Origin of the sequence: Bradyrhizobium sp. CCBAU 25338 (assembly GCF_028128965.1) — a bacterium.
Taxonomy (GTDB): Bacteria; Pseudomonadota; Alphaproteobacteria; order Rhizobiales; family Xanthobacteraceae; genus Bradyrhizobium; species Bradyrhizobium liaoningense.
Window position 1 is genome coordinate 239,513 of sequence record NZ_LFKY01000001.1, and the last position, 17,453, is coordinate 256,965.

At 68.2% G+C, this 17,453-nt stretch carries 17 protein-coding genes and 1 riboswitch; of the genes, 3 read left to right on the forward strand and 14 right to left on the reverse strand.

All coding sequences use genetic code 11. The features are described 5' to 3' along the window. Positions 1–26: 26 nt before the first annotated feature. The 5 genes from cobA to cbiE are packed head-to-tail and all read right to left on the reverse strand — an operon-like array spanning position 27 to position 4,390. A complete protein-coding gene (gene cobA, locus ACM42_RS01040; RefSeq protein ID WP_319326034.1) occupies positions 27–758 on the reverse strand; it encodes a uroporphyrinogen-III C-methyltransferase in 732 nt (243 codons plus the stop codon). Then, positions 755–2,065, reverse strand: a complete 1,311-nt coding sequence (locus ACM42_RS01045; RefSeq protein ID WP_271526272.1) for a cobyrinate a,c-diamide synthase — start codon at positions 2,063–2,065, stop codon at positions 755–757. Before ACM42_RS01045 ends, cobA begins: the two co-directional genes overlap by 4 nt. Continuing rightward, entirely contained in the window at positions 2,065–2,847 is a 783-nt protein-coding gene (gene cobM, locus ACM42_RS01050; RefSeq protein ID WP_271526273.1) for a precorrin-4 C(11)-methyltransferase, read from the reverse strand. The genes ACM42_RS01045 and cobM overlap by 1 nt, the downstream gene beginning before the upstream one ends. Continuing rightward, complete coding sequence (locus tag ACM42_RS01055) at positions 2,844–3,212, reverse strand: cobalamin biosynthesis protein (protein ID WP_271526274.1); 369 nt, start codon at positions 3,210–3,212, stop codon at positions 2,844–2,846. The genes cobM and ACM42_RS01055 overlap by 4 nt, the downstream gene beginning before the upstream one ends. Beyond that, complete coding sequence (gene cbiE, locus ACM42_RS01060; RefSeq protein WP_271526275.1) at positions 3,209–4,390, reverse strand: precorrin-6y C5,15-methyltransferase (decarboxylating) subunit CbiE; 1,182 nt, start codon at positions 4,388–4,390, stop codon at positions 3,209–3,211. The genes ACM42_RS01055 and cbiE overlap by 4 nt, the downstream gene beginning before the upstream one ends. Between cbiE and ACM42_RS01065 the strand changes: the two genes are divergently transcribed. After that, a complete protein-coding gene (locus ACM42_RS01065) occupies positions 4,389–5,135 on the forward strand; it encodes a cobalt-precorrin-6A reductase (protein ID WP_271526276.1) in 747 nt (248 codons plus the stop codon). The two genes, cbiE and ACM42_RS01065, sit on opposite strands and share 2 nt — an antisense overlap. Here ACM42_RS01065 and cobJ read toward each other — a convergent pair. The 7 genes from cobJ to ACM42_RS01100 are packed head-to-tail and all read right to left on the reverse strand — an operon-like array spanning position 5,111 to position 13,018. Next, positions 5,111–5,845 carry a precorrin-3B C(17)-methyltransferase gene (gene cobJ, locus ACM42_RS01070; RefSeq protein WP_271526277.1) on the reverse strand — a complete coding sequence of 245 codons (735 nt, stop codon included), beginning with the start codon at positions 5,843–5,845 and terminating at the stop codon, positions 5,111–5,113. The two genes, ACM42_RS01065 and cobJ, sit on opposite strands and share 25 nt — an antisense overlap. Further along, the gene (locus ACM42_RS01075; protein WP_271526278.1) at positions 5,842–6,573 is read right to left on the reverse strand and encodes a precorrin-2 C(20)-methyltransferase; all 732 of its coding nucleotides are present in this window, start codon (positions 6,571–6,573) and stop codon (positions 5,842–5,844) included. Before ACM42_RS01075 ends, cobJ begins: the two co-directional genes overlap by 4 nt. A gap of 2 nt (positions 6,574–6,575) precedes the next feature. Further along, the gene (locus ACM42_RS01080) at positions 6,576–7,205 is read right to left on the reverse strand and encodes a precorrin-8X methylmutase (protein WP_271526279.1); all 630 of its coding nucleotides are present in this window, start codon (positions 7,203–7,205) and stop codon (positions 6,576–6,578) included. Continuing rightward, positions 7,205–8,368, reverse strand: a complete 1,164-nt coding sequence (cobG, locus tag ACM42_RS01085; RefSeq protein ID WP_271526280.1) for a precorrin-3B synthase — start codon at positions 8,366–8,368, stop codon at positions 7,205–7,207. The genes ACM42_RS01080 and cobG overlap by 1 nt, the downstream gene beginning before the upstream one ends. Beyond that, a complete protein-coding gene (gene cobN / locus ACM42_RS01090) occupies positions 8,365–11,613 on the reverse strand; it encodes a cobaltochelatase subunit CobN (RefSeq protein ID WP_271526281.1) in 3,249 nt (1,082 codons plus the stop codon). Before cobN ends, cobG begins: the two co-directional genes overlap by 4 nt. After that, positions 11,613–12,647, reverse strand: coding sequence for a cobalamin biosynthesis protein CobW (gene cobW, locus ACM42_RS01095; RefSeq protein ID WP_271526282.1), 1,035 nt, complete (start codon positions 12,645–12,647; stop codon positions 11,613–11,615). Before cobW ends, cobN begins: the two co-directional genes overlap by 1 nt. Then, the gene (locus tag ACM42_RS01100) at positions 12,644–13,018 is read right to left on the reverse strand and encodes a DUF1636 family protein (RefSeq protein WP_131870075.1); all 375 of its coding nucleotides are present in this window, start codon (positions 13,016–13,018) and stop codon (positions 12,644–12,646) included. Before ACM42_RS01100 ends, cobW begins: the two co-directional genes overlap by 4 nt. A 93-nt stretch (positions 13,019–13,111) precedes the next feature. Beyond that, positions 13,112–13,331: riboswitch (cobalamin riboswitch) on the reverse strand. Between the two features lie 39 nt (positions 13,332–13,370). On the opposite strand from ACM42_RS01100, the gene cobO reads away from it, so the two are divergent. Beyond that, positions 13,371–14,006, forward strand: coding sequence for a cob(I)yrinic acid a,c-diamide adenosyltransferase (gene cobO, locus ACM42_RS01105; protein ID WP_271526283.1), 636 nt, complete (start codon positions 13,371–13,373; stop codon positions 14,004–14,006). 12 nt (positions 14,007–14,018) lie between these two features. Further along, the gene (locus ACM42_RS01110) at positions 14,019–15,467 is read left to right on the forward strand and encodes a cobyric acid synthase (protein ID WP_271526284.1); all 1,449 of its coding nucleotides are present in this window, start codon (positions 14,019–14,021) and stop codon (positions 15,465–15,467) included. Here ACM42_RS01110 and cobD read toward each other — a convergent pair. Both cobD and cbiB read right to left on the reverse strand, forming a co-directional pair. After that, positions 15,456–16,421, reverse strand: a complete 966-nt coding sequence (cobD, locus tag ACM42_RS01115) for a threonine-phosphate decarboxylase CobD (RefSeq protein WP_271526285.1) — start codon at positions 16,419–16,421, stop codon at positions 15,456–15,458. The genes ACM42_RS01110 and cobD overlap by 12 nt on opposite strands. An 11-nt stretch (positions 16,422–16,432) precedes the next feature. Beyond that, positions 16,433–17,374 (reverse strand): adenosylcobinamide-phosphate synthase CbiB, encoded by a 942-nt coding sequence (cbiB, locus tag ACM42_RS01120; RefSeq protein ID WP_271526286.1) that lies wholly within the window; start codon positions 17,372–17,374, stop codon positions 16,433–16,435. Positions 17,375–17,453: the final 79 nt, after the last annotated feature.

Genomic DNA, 17,453 nt, shown 5'->3' on the forward strand with positions numbered 1-17,453 from the left:
CAAGAGGCGAAGGGCGACCGCCGCCGTCATGACGGATAATCCCCTGCCAGCGCGCCGAACAGGATCACGGCCGCCGTGGACGCGGCGCCGCCCCGCGCAAGCTGCTCGGCGAGCTCGGCAATGGTGGTGCGGACCAGCCGCTCGTCGGGACGGCCGAGGGATTCGGCAAACAGCGCGGGCGTGTTTGCGGCGAGGCCGTGTGCGATCAACTTCGCGGCAAGCGCCGGAAAGGTACGCCGGCCCATATAGACCACGGTCGTGGCCTCGGGATCGGCCAGCGCCGCCCAGTTCAGGTTGGACGGCAGCTCGCCGCTGACATCGGCACCCGTAATGAACTGCACCCGGCGGGAGGTATGCCGACGGGTCAGGGGAATGCCGGCCTGGGCGGCGGCGACACAGGCGGATGTGACGCCGGGAACGATCTCATAGCCGATGCCGGCTTCGCGCAGCGTTTCCAGCTCTTCCTCGAGCCGGCCGAAAATGCCGGCATCGCCAGACTTGAGCCGCACCACGCGCGCGCCTGTCGCGGCATAGTCGACCAGGAGACGGTTGACGTGGTGCTGCTTGGTCGAGGGCCGCCCTGCCCGTTTTCCCACCGCGACGAGATTGGCGCCGGGCCGCGCCAGATCCAGAATCGCGCCGGAGGCGAGGTCGTCATAGAGCACGACGTCGGCCTCGCGCAGCCGCGCGGCGCCCTTCACCGTGAGCAACTCGGGATCGCCGGGGCCGGCGGAAATGAACGACACGAATCCTCTCACCGGTCCTCCGCGATCAGATGAAAGAACGTACCGGTGGCGTGGCCGCGCCGCGAGCCGGTCTCGGCCATGGCGGCGCCCGTCGCATCGTGCACGACCGCCAGCGGCGCATCCGGCTGCGCGACGATCGTCGAATAGTGGAACTCGTGACCGCGCAGGCGTGCGCCGGGCTGATGCCCCGGCATCGGCGCAACCAGTTCGGCGAGACGATAGCCCAGATGCATGCGGCGTTTGGCAAAGCTGGTCTCGAGGCCAAGCAGGCCCGTCATCTCATGACGGAGGCCGTCGGCATCGGTGAGGCCCGTGCCCAGAGCCATGTAGCCTCCGCACTCGCCGTGCACCGGCCGTGTCTCGGCGAAGGCACGCAGGCCGCTTTGAAAGCGCGCATTGGCCGCGAGCTTGCCGGCGTGCAGCTCGGGATAGCCGCCAGGAAGCCAGCAGACGTCGGCGCTCGCGTCAGGCACTTCATCGGCAAGCGGCGAGAATGTCGAGATCTCGGCGCCCGCCGTGCGCCAAGCCTCCAGCATGTGCGGATAGACGAAGGAGAAAGCCGCATCGCGGGCGAGCGCAATGCGCTGCCCCGGTGGCGCGACGTTGAGACCGTTCGCGGCAGGTTGCGGCGACCAGCGAGCCGCCGACCGCAGCACGGCATCGAGATCGACATGCTCGGTGACGAAGCGTGCGGCCTCGTCGATCAGCTGGCCGATCTCGGCCCGCTCCTCGGCCTGCACCAGGCCGAGATGCCGCTTCGGCAGGCTGATCTCGGCATGACGCGGCAGCGCGCCGAACACGGCGATGCCGGCCTCGTTGAGCGCACGCCGCACGAGATCTTCATGACGCGGGCTGGCGACGCGGTTGAGCACGACGCCGGCAAGCCGCACGCCGGCCCGATAATCGCGAAGGCCTGCGGCGATCGCCGCCGCCGTCTGCGCTTGCCCCGAAGGATCGATCACCAGAACCACCGGCCAGCCCAGCATCTCCGCAATGTCTGCGGTGGCGCCGGTGCCGGAGACACCGCGTGCGGCGACGCCGTCGAACAGGCCCATCGAGCCCTCGGCGAGCACGATATCGGCGTCGGCACCGCGGCTGACGAGATGCGCGATTGCTCCGCGATCCATCGCCCAGCTGTCGACGTTGACGGAGGCGCGGCCCGTCGCGGCGGCGTGGAACGCGGGATCGATATAGTCCGGCCCGCTCTTGAAGCACTGCACGTTCATTCCGCGATTGCGCCAGGCGCGGGCGAGCGCCAGCGTCAGCGTCGTCTTGCCGACACCGGAGGCCGGCGCGGAGATGACGAGCCCTGCGGCCATCACGATGCCTCCGGAAAACGCGGCTCGGCACCGACCGGCCGATAGCGGCGGTCGTAGTCCGCGGCATAGAGACGGCTCTCGTCGAAATCCGCAGCGCCAAGCGTCCTGCCGACCAGGATCAGCGCGGTGCGCTCCATCTCGCCGCCCACAGCCGCATCAAGAGTGCCGAGCGTCGCGCGGACGATGCGTTGGTCCGGCCAGCTCGCGCGCCAGACGATCGCGACCGGGCAGTCCGCGCTGTAATGCGGCGTGAGCTCGGCAACGACCTTGTCGAGCAGGTGGATCGACAGATGGATCGCGAGCACCGCGCCGGTCGCTGCGAATGCGGCGAGCTTTTCGCCTTCGGGCATCGCGCTGGCCCGCCCCGGCGTGCGCGTCAGCACCACCGTTTGGGCAAGACCGGGCAGCGTCAGCTCGGCCCCCAGCGCGGCCGCGGCAGCCGAGAAGGACGGCACGCCCGGCGTCACCGAATAGGGAATGCCGAGCGCGCGCAGGCGGCGAAGCTGCTCGCCCATCGCCGACCAGATCGAGAGGTCGCCGGAATGCAGCCGCGCGACATCCTTGCCTGCCGCATGCGCGGCGGCGATCTCCGCGATGATCTCGTCGAGCGACAGCGGCGCAGTGTTGACGATGCGCGCACCGGGTGGGCAATGCGCCAGCACGCCCTCCGGCACCAGCGAACCCGCATAGAGGCAGACCGGAGAGGCGGCGATCAGATCGCGACCGCGCAGCGTCAGCAAATCGGGCGCGCCCGGGCCGGCGCCGATGAAATGCACCGTCATGCGCCGTCTCCTTCGGCGATCGCAGCAGTCGCGGTGCGATCCTGCGAGACAGCCCGCGCCGCAATCAGCCGCGCGCGGGGACCGGCGGCTGCGAGCGCCGCGGCTTCGGCAAGCGAGCCCGTCCCGAACTTCTCCGCGACGAGTTTTGACTGCGTCGGCGTGTCGATGCCGACCAGCCTGTCGGCCGGAACGGCCTTGATCGGTATGCCGCATTCACGCGCGAGCTGCTTCAGCGCCTCCGCGTCGGCCTTGTCGCTGACGGTCGCAAATGCCGCAAGACCTTCGGGGCCGCCGGCCGTCGCGAGCGCCTCGCGCAACGAGGCGACCGTCACGTTGCTCTTGAATCCCAGACCTGCGACCTTCATCGGACCGCACTCCATTGCACCACCGGCCGCGTCGCTTCCCAGGATCGGTAGCGGCCGAGCGAGGCGGCATGCGCCAGTTCGACCCGCATCAGCTCGCCACCATGGCGCTGGTGCAGCTCGCTGAGCAGCGCTTCCGTCTCCAGCGTGACTGAATGTGCAACGAGCCGCGCTCCAGGCGAGAGGCGCGCCCAGACGGCATCGAACATCGCGCCATCGAGGCCGCCGCCGATGAAGACGGCATCCGGCGGCTCCAGCGCAGCAAAGGCTTCGGGCGCCTTCCCCGAAACGATGACGATCCGATGCGCCAATCCGAACGCGGCTGCATTGCTGCGAATGTTCGCGGCGCGATCTTCGCGCAGCTCGATGGCCGTGGCCGTCCCGCCGCACAGCCCCCACTCCACCGAGATCGAACCCGAACCGGCGCCGACGTCCCACAGCCGTTCGCCGGGCCGCGGCGCCAGCGCCGAGAGGGCGAGCGCACGCACCGGCCGCTTGGTGATCTGGCCGTCATGGACGAAGAGATCGTCCGATAATCCCGAACTGCGCGGAATGCCCTGGCCTCCCCGCGCCTGCACCGCCACCGCAACCAGATTGCCGGCAATATCCTCGGCAAAGAGATCGGCGCGATGCTGGTCGATACTTTCGCGCGGGCCGCCAAGCGCAGCGAGAATCCACAGGAGTGAGGCACCCCATCCGCGTTGCGTCAGCCACTTCGCGAGATCGCCCACCGCCGTTGCGTCGCGCACCAGGCAGATGATGCGTGCGCCTTGCGCCAAATGCGGGATGAGACGCTCGAATGGCGCCGCATGAAGGCCGAGGCACGTCACGGATTCGAGGCGCCAGCCGAGCCGCGCGGCCGCAAGCGAAAATGTCGACGGCGCAGGGTGCGCGATCCACTCGTCGCCACCGAGCATCTCGGCGAGGCTCGCGCCGGCGCCATGCCAGAACGGATCGCCGGAGGCGAGCACCGCCGTTGGCCGGCCACGGCAGCTCAGCACGATCTTTGCGTCGAACGGCACCGGCCACGGGCGGCCGCGGCTGCCAACCTCCGCAAGCGCAAGGTGGCGCTCGCCGCCGAAGACGGTTTCAGCCTCGGCAAGCGCCTTTCGGCTTGCCTCGGACAGCCCGGCAAGGCCATCTTCACCGATACCGATGATGGTCAGCCAGGGATCAGACATGACGCGCGCCCTCATTCTGGGCGGAACGGCCGATGCGAGCCTGCTCGCAGCGGAGATCGCGCGCGCCGGCATCGACGCCGTCTATTCCTATGGCGGCCGCACCCGCGCGCCGGCCGACCAGCCGCTGCCGACCCGCATCGGCGGTTTCGGTGGCGTGAGCGGGCTGGCCGACTACATTCGTCGTGAAAATATCACGCATGTGATCGACGCGACGCATCCCTTCGCGGCTGAGATGAGCCGTAACGCGATCGTGGCGTGCGCGGAAGCCGGCACGCCGTTGATCGCGCTCGAACGCTCGCCGTGGACAAAAGCACCCGGTGACAGCTGGATCGAGGTGGCAGACGTCAACGCGGCCGTCGCCGCGCTGCCCGTGGCGCCCGCAAACGTGTTTCTTGCCATCGGCCGCCAACACATCGCGCCGTTCGCGAGCAAGCCGCAGCATGCCTACACGCTGCGCTTCGTCGATCCGCCCGAAGCGCCCCTGCCCTTCGCGGCAGATGTGATCGTGTCGCGCGGACCCTTCACCCTCGACGGCGAGCTGGACACGCTGCGCACGCGCGGCATCGCGTGGATCGTCGCCCGCAATTCCGGCGGCGACGGCGCGCGCGCCAAGATCGACGCGGCTCGCATGCTTAGCTTGCCCGTGATCATGATCTCGCGACCAGGACTGCCCGAGCGGCTGCGGGTTGAGAGCGTGGCCGAGATCATGCAATGGCTCGATCATTCTAGCCGCCTCGGCGCATAGACCCAGGGGCCGACGCGGCGCGTCTGCGAATTGCCGACGATCACCAGCGTGCGCATGTCGGCCATTTCGGGCGTCGCTTCGTTCAGCGTCACGGTCGCGATCTTCTCGTCAGCCGCGCTGATCGCGCGCGCGAAGATCACCAGACGCTCGCCGGCGCCGGCCTCACGAAGCACCGCAAGTGCGCGGCCAAATCCTTCCGGCCGGCTCGCCGAGCGCGGATTGTACATCGCGATGGCAAAATCGGCTTCAGCCGCGAGGCGGAGGCGTTTCTCGATCACGGCCCACGGCTTGAGATTGTCGGAGAGATTGATCGCGCAGAAATCATGACCAAGCGGCGCGCCGGCGCGCGCGGCCGCCGCCAGCATCGCGGTGACGCCGGGCAGCACGCGGATCGGCAGTGCCTGCCATTGCGGCGCCTGTTCCAGCGCCTCGAACACGGCCGAGGCCATCGCGAACACGCCGGGATCGCCGGAGGACACGACGACGACCTGGCCGCCTTCGGCCGCCAACCGCAAGGCCTCGCTCGCGCGTTGCAGCTCCTCGCGATTGTCTGACGGATGCAGGGTCAGCCCAGGTCGCGACGGCACGCGGGCGACATAGGGCGCGTAGCCCAGGATGTCGGTCGCGGCGGCAAGCGCCGCCGAGACTTCCGGCGTCACCAGCGTATCGCTGCCCGGTCCGAGTCCCGCGATGGTCAGCGTGCCCGTCATTCGGCAGCGTCCAGGTGCCGGCCCTTGCCGTGCACCAGCACGATCGCGAAATAGGGGCAATCGGCGGCATCGATCTCGGCAAGCCGCACCACGCGCTCGTCCGGCATGGTGCCGCGCTCGACCAGCCAGGCGTCGTCGAGCCGGCCGGCGGATGCGAGCGCGCGGCGCACCTTTGCGATGTTGCGGCCGGTCTTCATGATGACCAACGCATCGGAATCGCGCATGCGCCGCTCGAGTTCGCCCTCGGGGAGCGTGCCCATCAGCACCGTCGTCACGTCGTCGCCGAGCGCGATGGGCTGCCCGACGCCGTTCCAGCAGCCGACCATCCCGGGAATGCCGGCGCTCACCTCGATCTCGACACGGCCTTGCAGGCGCGTGTGCAGATGCATGAAGGAGCCATAGAAATACGGATCGCCTTCGCAGAGCACGACGACATCGACCGCGCGCGCCAGCCGCGCCAGGCGCTCCGCCCATTCGTCGTAGAAGCCGGCGAGCAGCTGCACGTAGTCGGGACTGTCGAAGGCGATCTCCGTGGTCACAGGATATTCCATGGGATATTCGGTGACGTCGGCCGCCAGCATGCCCTCGACGATGCGGCGCGCTTGTCCGGGCCGTCCCTTCTTGCGAAAGTACGCAACGTGCTTTGCGCCGCGCACCATGCGGTCGGCGCGCACGCTCATCAAATCAGGATCGCCGGGACCGAGACCGCAGCAGATGATGCGTCCCATGGCTATTCGCTCCGGCTCGCCAGCGCGTTCACGGCAGCAACCGTGATCGCGGAGCCGCCGAGGCGGCCCTCGACCGTCAGCGCCGGGACCGGCGGATCGGCCATCAGCGCGGCTTTCGATTCGGCCGCGCCGACGAAGCCAACGGGACAGCCGATGATCGCCGCGGGCCGCGGGCAGTCGCGATCCTCCAGCATGTTGAGCAGATGAAACAGCGCGGTCGGCGCGTTGCCGATCGCAACGATCGCGCCGCCCAGATGCGGCCGCCACAGTTCCAGCGCCGCGGCCGAGCGCGTGTTGCGCATGGATTGCGCGAGCGCAGGAATGGATTCGTCTCCGAGCGTGCAGATGACGGCATTGGCCGCGGGAAGTCTTGCGCGCGTGATGCCTTCCGAGACCATGCGCGCGTCGCACAGGATCGGCGCGCCCTTCTGCAGCGCCGCGCGCGCGAGGGTCGCCATGCCTGATGTGAAGCGGATATGCGCCTCCAGGCCGACCATGCCGGCGGCGTGGATCATTCGCACCACCACCGGCTCCTCGTCCGGCGTAAAGCGCGCAAGATCGGCCTCGGCCCGAATGGTCGCGAAGGATTGCCGGTAGATCGCCGCGCCGTCGGTCTCGTAGGTGTGCGGCATCAGTTCCCTCCGATCAGGATGGAGGGATCGCTGACGATATCGGCGCCGCTCAGCCCGCGCAGGACCGGCTCGTCGCGGGTCGAGCCGTCGCGGACGAGATCGAATCCGGCATGCGTCGCAATCAGCGTGACCGCAGCCGTGCCGGAATGGGCGCAGCCCTTGCCGCAGCCCGAGACGTGGAGCCGCGCATCGGCGGCAATGCGCGGCGCAAGCGCTGCTGCGAGTGCGCGCGTATCGGCATGGGCTTCGCGGCAGCGCGGCGCGCCGCTGCAGGCGATCACGCGCAGCGCCGGGTCGTATGGCTCGGTGATGAGGCCTGCCCCACTCGGCATCTCGCGCTTGCCCTCGCTGAGGACCATCCGCCAGGGGGTCATGCGCAGCGCATGTCCGCAAGCAGAGAACTGGTGGAGCGTCGCGTGCAGCATCTGCCCGAACGCGACGCCGACCATCGCGCCTTGCGGATAGTGCCCGGGCCGCGCCGCGGCCATCACGGGCGCCGGCTCGGTCTCGCCGCGCAGCGATTGAGGCAACGCCGCGCCGGATGCGATGTGGGCCGCCATGCGCCCTCGCCCGTCCCTCGCGCCGCCGGAGATGATGAACCAGCTTGCGAGCGCCAGCGCCGTGCTCACGGCCTGTCCGCGTGCGACGGAGCGGCCAAGCCTTGCGCCGTCGGCCCGCACCAGGAGACGACCCGAGCGATCGCGCTCGATGCGTATGTCGGCGGAATCGCCAGCCAGAACGCGCGACCTTCCGTCATCGATGGCGAAGCCGAACTTGGTGGGAAGCACAAGGCCGGAATCGGCGAGCGCCTCCTCGAGCTCCGCGGCGAGCGACTGCGTTTCGTCGCCGTTGCTCCAGAACGGCGTCACCAGGATGTTGCGCCGAGCTTCGATCTCAGCGTCGGGGTCGAGCAGCTGGAGCTGCGCAAGGCCGTCGAGCAACGGCCGATGGCTCTCTTCCTTGACGCCCCTGATCTGGAGATTGGCCCGGCGTGTGACGTCGATCAGACCATTGCCGAAGCGTTCGGCCAGTTCGGCAAGCCCTGAGATCTGTGGCGCTTCAAGTCGACCGCCGAACGGACGCACGCGCACCACGAACCCGTCGCCCGACAGCATCGGGCGCAGCGCGCCGGGACACCAGCCCTTGACCGCGGCCGCGCTCATGAAGCCTCCCGCAGTGCCGCCGCGATCGAATTGCGGCGGGTTCGCCAGAGTGAGGCGTCGTGCAGGCGTGTGAAGCAGATTTCCATCGCGGCGAGCGCGGACGGATTTTCGCGGGCCATGAAGGCCCGGACGTCGTCGTTGCCGAGCGTGGCATCGTAATAGAGGTCGAACAGATGTGGCGGCACGGCGCCGGCGAGGTGCGCGAAGGCGGCCATGTGCTCCAGCGTCGCGGTGATCTCGGCGGCGCCGCGAAAGCCATGCCGCTTCATGCCGGCGATCCAGGCCGGATTGGCCGCGCGTGCCCGGACGACGCGTGAAATCTCCTCCGTCAGCGTGCGCGCGCGAGGTTGCTCGGGGTGTGTCGCATCGAGGTGATAGAGCGATGGTCCCGCCGCGCCGAGATGTGCCGCAGCCGCAGCTACGCCGGCTTCATGCGCGGCATAGTCGGCGGCAAGCAGCAGATCGGTTTCAGGCAAGTCCTGGATGTGGACAAAAGCGTCTGCGGACGCGAGACGCGACTCGATGCCGGTACGATCCGGCTGCATCGCACCATCTGCCGAGAACGCCCAGGACGATGCCGACAACCAGGCTTCGCCGGCCGCATCGCGTGTCTCAGACGTGAAGGCATCCGGGATAGCGGACAATCCAACGCCGTAGTGTCCAGGCCGCGGCGCGAACACGCGGGATGCGCGGTGGCGGTACGGATTTTCATCGCCCTCCTCCTCGCGCGCCGCGAGCGCCTCGGAGGCGGCTTCGAACAATTGCGCCAGACCCGCGAAGACATCGCGAAACAGGCCCGACACGCGCAGCGTGACGTCGATGCGCGGACGGCCGAGCTCGGCCGGCGCGATGATGTCGTAGCCGATGACGCGGCCGGAGGCGTGATCCCAGCGCGGCGCAAGGCCGGCCAGGTGCAGCGCCATGGCGAATTCCTCGCCCGCCGTGCGCATCGTCGCCGAGCCCCAGAGATCGACGATGAGGCCCTTCGGCCAGTCGCCATGATCCTGCAAGTGACGGCGGAGCAGCTCTTCCGCAAGCTTGATGCCTTGCGCATGCGCCGACGGCGTCGGCACCGCGCGCGGATCGACGGCGAACAGATTGCGCCCGGTCGGCAGCACGTCCTGGCGTCCGCGATAGGGCGAGCCCGATGGGCCCGGCGCAACGCGCCGGCCTGCCAGCGCGGCAAGCAGCGCGTCCCGCTCCGCTTCACCGCAGGCGCCGCGGCCGAACACGTGCAGGCCGTCGCCGAACTGGCTCTCCTTGAGATCGCAGACGAAGCGATCGATCCGCGGGATCGCTTCGGCCGGCGCTGCCGAGGCATCGAGGCCGAGATCCTCTTCGAGGCCGGCGGCACGGGCCTCGTCGCGGATCGCGGCGATCAGGCGCTGGCGGCGGGCGGGATCGAGACCGTCGGCGGTCGAATATTCATCGAGCAGCCGTTCGAGCCGGCGCAACCCTTCCGGTACCGCGGATGTTTCCAGCGGCGGCGGCAAATGGCCGATCGTGACCGCGCCGATGCGCCGCTTGGCCTGCGCGGCCTCGCCGGGATCGTTGACGATGAAGGGATAGATGACGGGCAGATCGCCGGTCAGGGCTTCCGGCCAGCACGCAGATGACAGCGCCACGGATTTCCCGGGCAGCCACTCCAGCGTGCCATGCGCACCCATGTGCAGGACGGCGTCACAGCCGTGCTGACTGAGCCAGAGATAGAAGGCGACGTAGGCATGGCGCGGCGTGCGGGCGAGATCGTGATAGTCGGCATCGCGCGAGGCCGCTTCGCCGCGTTCCGGCTGAATTGCGACAATCGACCGACCACATTCGATCGCGGCGAAATAGAACGCGCCGTCGCGGCAGCTCGGATCGTCTTCCGGCGCGCCCCAGGCCTGCGCGAGATCGTCCTGCAAGGCCTGCGGCAGGCGCGAGAGCGCCGCCCGGTACTCGGCGACATTCCAGATCAATTGCTGCTTCAGCAGCGTCTCGCCGAGCGCATGAACCGGAGCGACAGCGTATCCGGCCTCCGAAAGATCAGACACCAGGGCCTCGACCGAAGCCAGCGCATCGAGACCAACCGCATGCGCGATCTGGTGCGGCCGGCCGGGATAGTTCGACAGCACGATCGTCAGCCGCTTCTCGCCGGCCGGCGTCTCGGCAAGGCGTCGCCAGGCCGCGACGCGCACGGCGACCGCCGTCACACGCTCCGCATCGGGCGTGTGCGCCAGATGCGAGAATTGCAGATCCGGATCGCGCATAGCGGCCGATTTGAAACTCATCACGCCCGCGAACAGGCGTCCGTCGACCTCGGGCAGCACCACATGCATGGCGAGGTCGCCGGGCGACAGGCCGCGCAGCGACTCCGCCCAGTCCTCGCGCCGCGCCGTGGAGAGCGCGACCTGAAACACGGGGCATGTCGCGGCATCGAACGGCGTCGTGCCGTCATCGCCGATCGCAGAGAACGCCGTTGCATTGACGATCGCGGCTGGAGGATCCTGCGCAAGATGCGTGCGTAGCCAATCCGCGACGCCCGCGGCCTTCAGCGAGCTGACGAATACGCCATACGCATCGAAGCCGCGCTGGCGCAGCGCCGCGATCAGGGCATCGACCGAACCGGTGTCCGCAGCCGTGAGATAAGAACGATAGAACGTCACCAGCGCGCGCGGCTTCTTCTCGGCGCCGGCCGGCGCCGCAATCACGCCGCACTCGGGATCATAAAAGCCCATCTCGGGCACGATCATCTCGCCGACGACCGGTCCCGCATAGAGGCCCGAGGCCAGCGCAAGCTGCGCGATCGCCGCCTGCGCCGCGACCGGACCACCGGTGTCGCAGAGTACCTTGAGCCGGCGCAGCGTCGAGACCGGCAAGGTCGAGTACGCATCGAGCCGCGCGTCGTCGCGGCCATCGGCCGGCAGCACCGCCAGCACGATGTTGCGATCCTTGGCGAGTTGCTGCAGGGCCGCGAGCCCATACGGCCAATAGGACTCACCGCCGATCAGCCGCACCAGGATGCCGCGCGCCTGCGACAGCGTGCGCTCGATATAGGTGTCGACCGACAGCGGATGACGGAGCTCGGCGAGATTGGCGAGCCGCAGCGATGGCAGGCTGCTCCGGCCACGCCGCCAGCCGGCCGCGAACGCCGCAAGATCGGAATCCGAATACGAGAGCACCACGAGATCGGCCGGGTCCTGGCCGATGTCTCTTGGTGTCGCGGTCTCCTCGAGACCACGGCTCTCGCGGAAGACGACGTGCATCAGATACCAAGTCCTGCCTTGATCGCAGCCTCGTCGATATCGCCATGCTCGCCGATCACGACGAGCTTCGACTGCCTGACACCCGCGCCCCAGGGCCTGTCGAACTGGTGGCGCACGCGCTCGCCGACGGCCTGCAGCAAGAGGCGCATCGGCTTGCCCGCGACCGCGATATAGCCCTTGGCGCGCAGCACGTTCTGCTCGCGCGCCAGACGCTGGACCGAGGCGACCAGCGCATCGATATCCGCGACTTCCGGAAGATCGATCACGACGGAGGCGAAATCGTCGTGCTCATGCTCCTCCTCGCCGTCATGGTGCGACGGGCGCGCGGCGAGATCGTTCTCGGCGGCAGCGCCGAGGCCGAGAATGACGCGCGCATCGATCGCACCGTCGGTGACGGAAAGCATCGGCACGCGGCGCGGCATCTCGGCGGTGATCGCCGCCCTGGCGGCTTCGATTCCCGCCGCCCCCGCTAGATCCGCCTTGGTCAGCAGCACGATGTCGGCGCAGGCGATCTGGTCCTCGAACACTTCCGACAGCGGCGTCTCGTGATCGAGATTCTCGTCCGCCGCGCGCTGCGCTTCGACGGCAATCGGGTCCGGCGCGAAGCGGCCCGCCGCGACGGCCTCGGCATCGGCCAGCGCGATCACGCCGTCCACCGTGATGCGCGAGCGAATCTCGGGCCAATCGAACGCCTTCAGCAGCGGCTTCGGCAGTGCCAGGCCCGAGGTCTCGATCAGGATGTGATCGGGCCGCACCGGGCGCGCCAGCAATTTCTCCATCGTCGGAATGAAATCGTCGGCGACGGTGCAGCAGATGCAGCCGTTGGCGAGCTCGATGATGTTCTCCTCCGGACAGTTCGCATCGGCGCACGACTTCAATATCTCGCCGTCGACGCCCTCGCTGCCGAACTCGTTGACGAGCACGGCGAGTTTCTTGCCGTTCGCATTGGCAAGCAGATGCTGGATCAGCGTGGTCTTGCCGGAACCTAGAAACCCCGTGACCACCGTGACGGGGATTTTTGCGAGCGAGTTCATTCGGCGGCCTCCGGCACGACGGCAATGGGGGGAATGCGGGCAAGTGACTGCTTGCGGAATATTTCCGGCCTGCTGCGCCAGGGCACGAGGCCATCCGGCGCCGCCGCATAGGCCGCCGCGCCCGCGACCACGTCCTGCGCATTCGTCTCCGACAGGCGGCCATAGACATAGGACCAGCGGCCGGGCGCGCTGAGCGCGACCGAGCAGCCCTGGCTGCAGGCCGACAGGCATTCGACGGGAACCACGGTGACGCCGTCGGGCACGCCCGCGTCGAGGATCGCACCATGCAGGCGCTTGCCGGGCGTCGTCTCGCCCTCGCCAAGCGTCTGGCCGGCGCGGCAGGTGATGCAGACGTGAAGTGTGACGGTCATCGCCTCTTCCAGGATAATCAGCGGGAGGCGAGAGGCACACGGACCCTGACTCAAGAGGCCGTTTCCCCGTCGCGGAACACCCCGTCCGCCGGTCCAAAACTCTTCGCGCTGGCAGGTCTCCCGGCTTGCGGAGCAGGGCTTTGCCCTTCGATCCCCGCCTTCCCGATTCCCGCGGGAATCAGTGGCTTCGGGCATCTCTCCGGTCACGGTCGCGGGGGCGGCTGCATTTTGGACCCAAATCCTGCCGATTCGGACCCTATCGCATTCCCTCTTCGCCTGTCATAGGACAGGAACCAACGCCGGGCCACCATTTGCCCGTGGCTGCCACTTGTCAAGCCGAAGGACTGGTACGATGACGCCTGAACCGGACACCCGAACGGGCGAGGAAACCGACGCCCGGCACGCCCAGAAAATGGCGAAGAAGAAAGCCGCCCGCGACAAGATCATGGCGACCAAGAGCGGCGAAAAGGGCCTAGTCATCGTCCACACCGGCGCCGGCAAGGGAAAATCCTCCTCGGCCTTCGGCATGATCGTCCGCTGCGTCGCCCATGGACTCCCCTGCGCGGTCGTGCAGTTCATCAAGGGTGCCTGGGACACCGGCGAGCGCCGCCTGCTCACCGGCCATTTCAGCGAGCTCTGCCAGTTCCACGCGATGGGCGAAGGCTTCACCTGGGAAACGCAGGACCGCGCCCGCGACATCGCCGCAGCGCGCGCCGGCTGGGAGAAGGCCAAGGAACTGATCCTCGATGAGAGCTTGCGCATGGTCGTGCTCGACGAGATCAACATCGCGCTGCGCTACGATTATCTCGACATCACTGAGGTGGTCGACTTCCTGACCACGCAGAAGCCGCCGATGACGCATGTCGTGCTCACCGGCCGCAACGCCAAGGACGAGCTGATCGAGATCGCCGACCTCGTCACCGAGATGACGCTGGTGAAGCACCCGTTCCGCTCCGGCATCAAGGCGCAAGCCGGCGTCGAGTTCTGAGTCTCTTCGGCGATGACGCGCGCATTGATGATCCAGGGAGCCGGCTCGGACGTGGGCAAGTCGCTCATCGTCGCCGGCCTTGCGCGTGCCTTCACGCGGCGCGGCCTGCGCGTGCTGCCGTTCAAGCCGCAGAACATGTCGAACAACGCCGCCGTCACCGTCGATGGCGGCGAGATCGGCCGCGCCCAGGCGCTCCAGGCGCTAGCCGCCGGCGTCGAGCCGCATACCGACATGAACCCGGTGCTGCTCAAGCCCGAGACCGATGTCGGCGCGCAGGTCATCGTTCACGGCAAGCGCATCGCCACGGCGCGCGCGCGCGACTACGCGGCGATGAAACCGTCATTGATGGGCGCGGTGCTGGAGAGCTTCGAGCGGCTGAAGGCGCGCGCCGATCTCGTTCTGGTGGAAGGCGCCGGCAGCCCGGCCGAGGTGAACCTGCGCAAGGCCGACATCGCCAATATGGGCTTTGCACGCAAGGCGGACGTGCCGGTCGTGCTGGTCGGCGACATCGACCGCGGCGGCGTGATCGCGCAACTCGTCGGCATCAAGACGGTAATCGACCCCGACGATGCCGCGATGATCCGTGGATTTGTCATCAACAAGTTCCGCGGCGATCCCACGTTGTTCGACGACGGCTACAGGCTGATCGAAGACAAGACAGCCTGGCGCGGCTTCGGTGTGCTGCCCTGGTTCGCGCGTGCCGGCGAACTGCCAGCCGAGGATGCGCTGGGCCTGAGTGACGCGCGAAAGCCGGGCCGATGCAAGATCGCCTGCCTCGCGCTGTCGCGCATTGCCAATTTCGACGATCTCGATCCGCTCAAGCTCGAGCCGGGCGTTGATCTCCTCATGGTGCGTCCGGGCGAAGCCATTCCCGGTGATGTCAAGCTCGTCATCATCCCGGGCTCGAAATCCACCCGCGGCGATCTCGCCTTTTTGCGCGCGCAGGGCTGGGACATCGATCTTCTCGCGCACCACCGAAGGGGCGGCCATGTGCTCGGCCTCTGCGGCGGCTACCAGATGCTCGGGCTCAGCGTCGCCGACCCCGACGGGATCGAGGGTCCTGCGGGCGAGACACCGGGCCTCGGACTTCTGGACATGAAGACGGTGATGAGCCCGCAGAAGACGCTGACGCGGGTTGCGGCCGTGCATGCCGCCACGGGGCAGCCGATCGAAGCCTACGAAATCCATATCGGCCGCACCGACGGCCCCGATCGCGCCCGCCCGTTCGCGAAACTGAATGGCGAGCCGGAAGGCGCGATCTCGCAGGATGGCCGCGTGCAAGGCAGCTATCTGCATGGCCTGTTCACGTCGGATGATTTCCGCAAGGCTTATCTCGCAGCGCTCGACATTCCCGCAGGCGACGAGCCCTATCGCGCCAGGGTCGAAAGCGCGCTCGACGCGCTCGCCGACCACATCGAAACCCATCTCGACGTCGACGGCCTGCTCGCGCTAGCGCGCTAGGACCTCCGCAACGCGCGCCCATTCGGTTTCGCTGCCGGGAAGCCCGAGCCGCAGCCATGCCGGCTTCTGCGCAAAGACGCGCGACCAGATTTGGCGACGCGCGAGCTTCTCCTGTTCAGTACGCGCGTCAGGCGTTTCGTACGAGCGAAACAGCGGCGTGCCGCCAACGAGCCGCCAGCCTTGCGCTCGCGCCATGTCGTCGAGGCGGCCGCAGTCGCGCGCAAGCCGCGCGGACGTGGCCTCGGCCCAGGCCTGATCGCGCAAGGCGCGACAGCCGATCGCGATCGCCGCTCCCGAGACCGGCCATGGACCCGACATCGCCGCGAGCCTGGCGATGTCGAGGGCATTGCCGATCGCGAAGCCGAGGCGCAGGCCGGCAAGGCCATAGAACTTTCCGAAGGAGCGCAATATCAAAAGTCCCGGCCGATCCGCTTCCGGCGCGAGCGACAATTGCGGAACGGCATCCGCAAAGCTCTCGTCGACGACGAGCCGGCCGACGCGCGGCAGCAGCGCCAGCAGATCCCTTGGCATATGATGCCGGCCGTCGGGATTGTTGGGATTGACGACGACGGCGAGATCCGCGCCCGCCAGCGCGTCAAGCTCCGCGACCTCCCGGACGTCCCAGCCTGCAGCCGACAGCACCCCTGCATATTCGTTGTAGGTCGGCGCGAGGATGCGGGCGCGACCGGGCGGCACCAGTTGCGGCAGCAATTGAATGGCGGCCTGCGCGCCACTCATCGCAACGACCGGTGCACGCGTGCGATAGGCCTGCTGCGCAGCCCGATGCAGCGTCTCGATCTCGGCACGCGACGGCAACGCGCTCCACGCATGCAAGCTCACCTCACCCACCGGATAAGGCAGCCGGTTGATTCCGGTCGACAGATCGATCCAGTCCTCCGCGCGTCCACCAAAACGCTGCTGGGCCTGATCCAGATTTCCACCGTGCTCGCGCATGCCCCGTTGTTTCACGCGAAAGCCAGGACCGCAAGCAGGCCGGCGAGCAGCAGCATGGCGCGACGGTACAGCGTCAGTGCCTCGTCGATGTCGGAGGCGCGCGGATCGCGCGCACCTTCGTTCAGCCAGGGCTCATTCGTGACGCTGCCGTGATAGATACGGGGGCCGCTGAGCCGCACACCGAGCCCGCCAGCCATGGCCGCTTCCGGCCAGCCGGCATTGGGCGAGCGATGACGGCGCGCATCCCGCGTCATGCACGACAGCGCCTCCGACCGGTGCGGCGCCAGCAGCACGAAGAGAAATCCAGTCACCCGTGCCGGAATGAAATTGGCGACATCGTCGATGCGCGCCGCCGCCCAGCCGAACGCTTCATGCCGTTCGCTGCGATGGCCGATCATGGAATCCAGCGTGTTGATGGCCTTATAGCCGAGGATTCCGGGCAAGCCGAACAGCGCGCCCCAGAACACCGGCGCTACGATGCCATCGGAGGCGTTCTCCGCGAGGCTCTCGATCGTCGCGCGTGCGATGCCGGCTTCATCGAGCGCAGCTGGATCGCGGCCGACGATGCGGGACACCGCGTCGCGTGCAGCGGCGATGTCGCCATCCCGCAACGGGGCTGCGACAGCGGCCACATGATCATGCAACGAGCGCAGCGCGACCAGGGGCCAAGCCAGGATGCCCACCAGCATGATCTGAATCCAGCCTGAGGGAATCAAGGATTGAAGCCCCCAACCGAGCGCGACCGAAAGCGCGATCACCGCGAGCGCGCCGGCAACGCCGGCAGCGCGGCGCAACGACGGCGGATCGGACGCGCGATTCCAGGCGGAGTCGATCGCGGCAATCAGCCAGCCCAGCCAGGTGACGGGATGGCCGATCCGCACGAACAGCGAAGACGGCCAGCCAAGAAGGGCATCCACCGCCATCGCCACTGCCATGGCCCCCGCAAAATCCACGCAAATCTCCCGTCTCGCTCCGCCCCCTGTTGCGCAAGACGGCGGCCGAGCGCAAGTCCCTCGACGCCTGATTTCGGCT

Excerpts from the sequence above, each read along its gene's own strand:
- ACM42_RS01065 (WP_271526276.1), top strand. The coding sequence starts at position 4,389 with ATGACGCGCGCCCTCATTCTGGGCGGAACGGCCGATGCGAGCCTGCTC.
- ACM42_RS01045 (WP_271526272.1), bottom strand. The coding sequence starts at position 2,065 with ATGGCCGCAGGGCTCGTCATCTCCGCGCCGGCCTCCGGTGTCGGCAAG.
- ACM42_RS01100 (WP_131870075.1), bottom strand. The coding sequence starts at position 13,018 with ATGACCGTCACACTTCACGTCTGCATCACCTGCCGCGCCGGCCAGACG.
- cobJ (WP_271526277.1), bottom strand. The coding sequence starts at position 5,845 with ATGACGGGCACGCTGACCATCGCGGGACTCGGACCGGGCAGCGATACG.
- ACM42_RS01080 (WP_271526279.1), bottom strand. The coding sequence starts at position 7,205 with ATGCCGCACACCTACGAGACCGACGGCGCGGCGATCTACCGGCAATCC.
- ACM42_RS01075 (WP_271526278.1), bottom strand. The coding sequence starts at position 6,573 with ATGGGACGCATCATCTGCTGCGGTCTCGGTCCCGGCGATCCTGATTTG.
- cobM (WP_271526273.1), bottom strand. The coding sequence starts at position 2,847 with ATGACGGTGCATTTCATCGGCGCCGGCCCGGGCGCGCCCGATTTGCTG.
- cobD (WP_271526285.1), bottom strand. The coding sequence starts at position 16,421 with ATGCGCGAGCACGGTGGAAATCTGGATCAGGCCCAGCAGCGTTTTGGT.
- cobN (WP_271526281.1), bottom strand. The coding sequence starts at position 11,613 with ATGCACGTCGTCTTCCGCGAGAGCCGTGGTCTCGAGGAGACCGCGACA.
- cobO (WP_271526283.1), top strand. The coding sequence starts at position 13,371 with ATGACGCCTGAACCGGACACCCGAACGGGCGAGGAAACCGACGCCCGG.
- ACM42_RS01110 (WP_271526284.1), top strand. The coding sequence starts at position 14,019 with ATGACGCGCGCATTGATGATCCAGGGAGCCGGCTCGGACGTGGGCAAG.
- cbiE (WP_271526275.1), bottom strand. The coding sequence starts at position 4,390 with ATGTCTGATCCCTGGCTGACCATCATCGGTATCGGTGAAGATGGCCTT.
- cobG (WP_271526280.1), bottom strand. The coding sequence starts at position 8,368 with ATGAGCGCGGCCGCGGTCAAGGGCTGGTGTCCCGGCGCGCTGCGCCCG.
- ACM42_RS01055 (WP_271526274.1), bottom strand. The coding sequence starts at position 3,212 with ATGAAGGTCGCAGGTCTGGGATTCAAGAGCAACGTGACGGTCGCCTCG.
- cobW (WP_271526282.1), bottom strand. The coding sequence starts at position 12,647 with ATGAACTCGCTCGCAAAAATCCCCGTCACGGTGGTCACGGGGTTTCTA.